Origin of the sequence: Aetokthonos hydrillicola CCALA 1050 (assembly GCF_017591665.1) — a bacterium.
GTDB classification, from domain to species: Bacteria; Cyanobacteriota; Cyanobacteriia; order Cyanobacteriales; family Nostocaceae; genus Aetokthonos; species Aetokthonos hydrillicola.
In genome coordinates, this window is sequence record NZ_JAAKGC010000190.1 from 1 (window position 1) to 5,750 (window position 5,750).

Consider the following 5,750-nt stretch of genomic DNA (forward strand, 5'->3'; position numbering starts at 1 on the left):
CCCAATTTTTGACACAAGAAAATGCCAGCCGAAAGGCAGAATATTTTTTGTATAAAGGGAACAGTTCACTCAATTCTGGTCGTAATATTTTGGAAAATCCTGGGTGGTATACTGCTTACACACCTTATCAACCAGAAATTGCTCAGGGACGGTTAGAAGCACTCCTAAATTTCCAAACCATGATTATTGATTTAACAGGTTTGGAAATTGCCAATGCTTCTTTACTTGATGAAGCGACAGCCGCCGCAGAAGCACTATCACTAAGTTATGGTGTTTGTAAAAATAAAGCAAATACCTATTTTGTCTCGCGCGACTGTCATCCCCAAACGATAGACGTGTTGCAAACACGAGCTAAACCTCTAGGAATTAAAATCGTTGTTGGCGATCATCAAAGCTTTGATTTTTCTGAGCCCATTTTTGGGGCAATTCTACAATACCCCGCTAGTGATGGCACAGTTTATGACTACCGCGCTTTTATAGAAAAAGCCCATGCTGAGGGTGCATTGGTAACGGTAGCCGCAGATCCCTTAAGCTTGACATTGCTGACACCACCCGGGGAATTCGGTGCTGATATTGCTGTTGGTAGTACTCAACGCTTCGGTATCCCTCTAGGGTACGGGGGACCTCATGCAGCTTACTTTGCTACAAAAGAAGAATACAAACGTCAAGTTCCTGGACGAATTGTAGGTGTATCAAAAGATGCTTTTGGTAAAACTGCTTTGCGCCTAGCGCTACAAACTCGTGAACAGCACATTCGTCGTGAAAAAGCAACTAGTAATATTTGCACCGCACAAGTTTTACTAGCGGTTATGGCGAGTATGTACGCTGTGTATCATGGTCCTGTTGGACTTAAAAGCATTGCCGAAAATATTCACAAGCTAACGGTAATACTGGCAGAAGGACTCAAGCGCTTAGGTTACAATATTGGTTCAGAAAATTACTTTGATACCCTGCGCGTAGAATTAGGAACACATTCTTTAGATAAAATTTTAGCAGCTTGTGAAGCTCATCAAATTAACATTCGTATTTTCGACGCCTCTACTGTAGGTATTTCTTTAGACGAGACGACGACAGAAGAAGACTTAATAGATCTGTGGCGAGTTTTTGCTCTTGGTCATGACTTATCCTTTCCTGTAGAGGAATTGTTAACTGATGAGTTATTAACAGATAAAGCTTCTGGTGATCCTTTTGCTCGTACTAGTGCTTACCTTACACACCCAGTTTTCAACTCTTATCATTCAGAAACAGAGTTGCTACGCTATTTGCACAAGCTAGAAAGTAAAGACTTGTCGCTCACGACATCAATGATCCCATTGGGGTCATGTACAATGAAGCTGAATGCGACATCTGAGATGATACCGGTAAGTTGGGCTGAGTTTAGTAAAATACATCCTTTTGCACCGCTAGAGCAAACGCGAGGTTATCAACTCTTATTCCAGCAGCTTGAGACATGGTTGGCCGAAATCACAGGGTTTGCAGGAATTTCTTTACAACCAAATGCTGGTTCTCAAGGGGAATACACCGGACTTTTGGTGATTCATCACTATCATGAAAGTCGAGGTGAAGGACACCGGAACGTTTGTTTGATTCCCTCCTCAGCACACGGGACAAACCCTGCAAGTGTGGTTATGTGTGGGATGAAAGTAGTTACTGTTGCTTGTGATGCTCAAGGAAACGTTGACCTTGAAGATCTTAAGGCTAAGGCGCAAAAGCATAGTCAAGAACTAGCTGCGTTAATGGTGACATATCCTTCCACTCATGGTGTATTTGAAGAGCAAATACAAGAAATCTGTGCTGTTGTTCATGCCCATGGTGGACAAGTTTACATGGATGGAGCTAATATGAACGCCCAAGTTGGGCTGTGCCGTCCAGGAGATATCGGTGCAGATGTTTGTCACCTAAACCTACACAAAACTTTCTGTATTCCTCATGGTGGTGGTGGTCCAGGTATGGGACCAATTGGGGTTGCACAGCATCTAGTGCCTTTTCTTCCTGGACATTCTGTTGTCAAGATCTATGAGCATGATCAATCAACCAGCGCAATTGCTGCTGCGCCTTGGGGTAGTGCGAGCATCTTAGTCATTTCTTGGATGTATATTGCTATGATGGGCGCGGATGGTTTGACCGAAGCGACGAAAGTTGCTATCCTCAATGCTAATTATATTGCTCGTAGGCTTGAGTCTTATTATCCTGTTTTGTATAAAGGAAAAAATGGTCTAGTTGCCCACGAATGCATTTTGGATTTGCGATCGCTCAAAAAATCTGCTGCAGTCGAAATCGAAGATGTTGCGAAGCGCTTAATGGACTATGGCTTCCATGCACCAACAGTTTCTTGGCCAGTAGCAGGTACAATCATGGTAGAACCTACAGAAAGTGAATCCAAAGAAGAGTTAGATCGTTTCTGTGATGCAATGATTGCCATAAGAGCAGAAATCGCTGAAATTGAATCAGCTAAGGTGGATACACAAGATAATGTCTTGAAAAATGCACCTCACACAGCAGAAAGTTTAATTACTGGAGAATGGAATCACCCCTATTCTCGAGAACAAGCTGCTTACCCTGCTCCTTGGACTCGTGATTATAAATTCTGGCCTAGTGTTGGTCGCATTGACAATGCCTATGGTGATAGGAATTTTGTTTGTTCTTGTCTACCAATTGAAGCATACTCAGAATAATTAGACATCTCTAGAAACATTGTAGGGGTTGGGATGAACCCCTACACCCTGTTCATAAAAATTCTGACTCCTGACTCCTTCTTTCAGACTTTAATATAAACACTTTATTAATTCTTCTCGCAGCGATAAAGGTTTATACCCTATTGCAAAAGCCTTAGAACTATCTAAAGAAACATCAGTCGGTCTAGGTGCTGCCATTTTGATATCTTGTTGACGACAGGATTTAAGATTAGTAGCAGGAAGTTGAAAAATTTCTATTAGTAGGCGACCAAATTCATAGCGTGAAACCCGCTCTTTACCACCTAAATGTATGAGTCCCGTCACTTTTTCTAGTGCTAATAATAATCCTTTGGCTGCTGTTTTTCCACTGGCAGGTGTACGAAATTCGTCTATAAACAAATTTAAATCTTTTCCCTCTTTTAAAGTTTGAATAAATGGCTGTATAAAGCTTTTTGCTGTAGGTGTTGCTATTCCAAACATCAACGGCATCCGACAAATTGTGGTTTTCGGATAACGTTCTAGCATACCTTTCTCAGCCATGACTTTGTGTTCACCGTAAATATTTACAGGGCATACTGGATCTAGTTCACTATATGGAGCATTTAATCCATCAAAAACTAAGTCAGTTGATGTGAAAACACAAGGAATATTATAATCTGCACATAACCCTGCTATATTGCACGACGCCATCACATTAATAGCATATGATTCATTAGGATTGTTTTGGCAAAAATTTGGTTGAGATTGGGCTGCTGTATGAATAACTGCTGATGGTCGAATCTCATTAAATATTTGCTTGAGTTTCTGAAAATCTGTTAAATTAACGTTTAAATTAGTTGTACCTGGAATTTCTATGGAATGGGAAAAGAACGTTCCATAAACTTCCCATTCTTGTTTAGCTAATTGGCAAAGATGCCACCCTAAAAAACCGCTGGCTCCAGTGATTAATAGTTTTTTCATGATAGTAATTGAACAGAATTAAACTATAAATTTGCCCATTAAAGCAGGGAATATGAAAGAAGCATGTACAGGCTTACTTAGTTTTTTCGCAAATAATTAAAAATGCCATACGTAAATATAAATACTACTAAAATCCTTTCCCCCCATGCCCCATGCCCCATGCCCATTTCCCATCACTGAATCAATTCCTTAAATTGCTTGTGATTACGAACTTGATCAAAATCAGAGTCTGTTTTTGCTAATCTTTTCGATTTTTCTGGAACTAGCTGAATAGCCTTTTGTAGATTTTCAATTGCTAATTCAGCATTTTTCTGCAAAGCATAAGCGCATGCCTTGTTATAATATGCTTCTTGTTTATTTGGGTTGATAGCGATCGCTTTGTCATATGATGCGAGTGCTTCTTGGTAGCGTTGTAACTTTGTCAGAGCAATACCTCGATTAATCCATGCGTCATAGGAATTTGACTTTAGTGCAAGTACTCTGTCGTATGAGGCAAGAGCCTCTTGATAAAGTTCTAACTTTGATAGTGTATTACCACGATTAAACCATGCTTCTTGCTTGTTCGATTGGATAATAAGTGCTTTATCGAAAGATGTTAAAGCTTCTTGATAAAACCGCAAATTTGTTAAAGCGTTACCTCGATTGATCCAAGCATCAGCAATATCCGGTTTAATACTTAGTGCTCTATCATATGCTGCTATAGCATCCTTATAACGACCTGAATTGAGTGAACTGTTCCCTTTATACAAAAAATATTCTGCCTTTCGGCTGGCATTTTCTTGTGTCAAAAATTGGGTACCGTTGTGCTCTTGTACCACTTGCGTACTGTTTTCTCGGGCTGATTTTACAGTATCAGTACATCCTAGGATGAATAGAGCTATAAAACCGGACGCGACAAAGTAGCGCCAACAGATCATGTTATACCTATAGAACTCACGATAAACAATATTACAGTTTTTTGTTTATTACAACAAAGTGGAAAAACGTACTACAAATGTAAAGACTTAACCACTAATTGTTTGCTGAATGAACTGCGTCGGTGCCAAAATATAGATATGCCGATTGAATCTAACTCATCCCAACCTCAGAGACCAGAACCTCTGGCTGAAGATAACTCACAACCAAATGATTTTGATGGTGTTCTCGAAGCAACGGAAATACGAGACACGCTTGTTAATCAACAAGCCTCAGACACTGTGTCATCACAGCCAAACCCACAAAACTTAAATGCTTTACAAAAAACTTTTTCTACTGCACAACAACGCCCTATTTACAATTGGACAGTTCAACCTCGAGCATTAGTAGTAATTTTAGTAGGGATTGTTATCACTTTTATTGGAATTGTCCTAAATAACAGTATACTCGGGGTCTTAGGAACAGTAGCAGATTTGCTATTATCTTTGGCAATTTTGTTACCCAGGTTACAGTTGCGGCTAGATCAGTGGTTCTCATCCGTTGAAAGAGGGATCTTTACTGCTTCTATAGGATTAATAGTTAGCGTTATAGGCTTAATTAAGTTTAGCGGTTTTGCCGATCGCCTATTGGCTTTAGGTCGTAAGGTTAATTGGGAAGCTTCAGGAACACTGGCAGAATGGTTTGGTGCGCTGGGACAAATTGCCATTGCGGTTATTGCTGTTTATGTTGCTTGGCGACAGTACGTGATCTCCAAAGAACTCACAATTCAACAAAACCAACTCACTGTCCAGCAAAATATCATCACCCAGCAACAAACAATAGATTCTTATTTCCAGGGAATTTCTGATTTAGTATTAGATGAGGAAGGATTATTAGAAGATTGGCCTCAAGAGAGAGCGATCGCAGAGGGACGTACGGCAGCCATTCTTAGTAGTGTGGATGCTAATGGTAAAGCGAAGATTATCCGTTTTCTTTCACGCTCAAAATTACTGACACCTTTAAAACGCGATCGCCATCTCGGGAGAGCTATTCTTGATGGCATTGGCGGTTACGCGGAAGATCGTTTAGAGGGTTTGCGCGTTATCGATTTAGGAGTAAAGCCCGCCAGTTAAAGCGTAGTTAGTACTGTTAGCAACTTCCAACGCCTCCTCAAAATTGTTTACTCGAATAACAGCGACAACTGGACCAAAAATTTCTTGC

General features: G+C 40.4%; 3 protein-coding genes and 2 pseudogenes. 2 read left to right on the top strand and 3 right to left on the bottom strand.

Annotation, left to right across the window (positions count from 1 at the left end; genetic code table 11):
- Nucleotides 1-2,675, top strand: a 2,675-nt coding sequence (gene gcvP, locus G4P69_RS35095; RefSeq protein WP_208354533.1) for an aminomethyl-transferring glycine dehydrogenase, incomplete at its 5' end; no start/stop codon positions are given.
- 90 nt (nucleotides 2,676-2,765) lie between these two features.
- On the opposite strand, the gene G4P69_RS35100 is transcribed toward gcvP, so the two are convergent.
- Complete coding sequence (locus G4P69_RS35100; RefSeq protein ID WP_208345573.1) at nucleotides 2,766-3,635, bottom strand: SDR family oxidoreductase; 870 nt, start codon at nucleotides 3,633-3,635, stop codon at nucleotides 2,766-2,768.
- A gap of 173 nt (nucleotides 3,636-3,808) precedes the next feature.
- The gene (locus G4P69_RS35105; protein WP_208345572.1) at nucleotides 3,809-4,552 is read right to left on the bottom strand and encodes a tetratricopeptide repeat protein; all 744 of its coding nucleotides are present in this window, start codon (nucleotides 4,550-4,552) and stop codon (nucleotides 3,809-3,811) included.
- 138 nt (nucleotides 4,553-4,690) lie between these two features.
- Here G4P69_RS35105 and G4P69_RS35110 point away from each other — a divergent pair.
- Nucleotides 4,691-5,647 (top strand): annotated as a pseudogene (locus tag G4P69_RS35110) (pentapeptide repeat-containing protein); the annotation flags it as partial.
- Here G4P69_RS35110 and G4P69_RS40785 read toward each other — a convergent pair.
- Nucleotides 5,642-5,750, bottom strand: a pseudogene (locus tag G4P69_RS40785) (aldehyde dehydrogenase family protein); the annotation flags it as partial. The pseudogenes G4P69_RS35110 and G4P69_RS40785 overlap by 6 nt on opposite strands.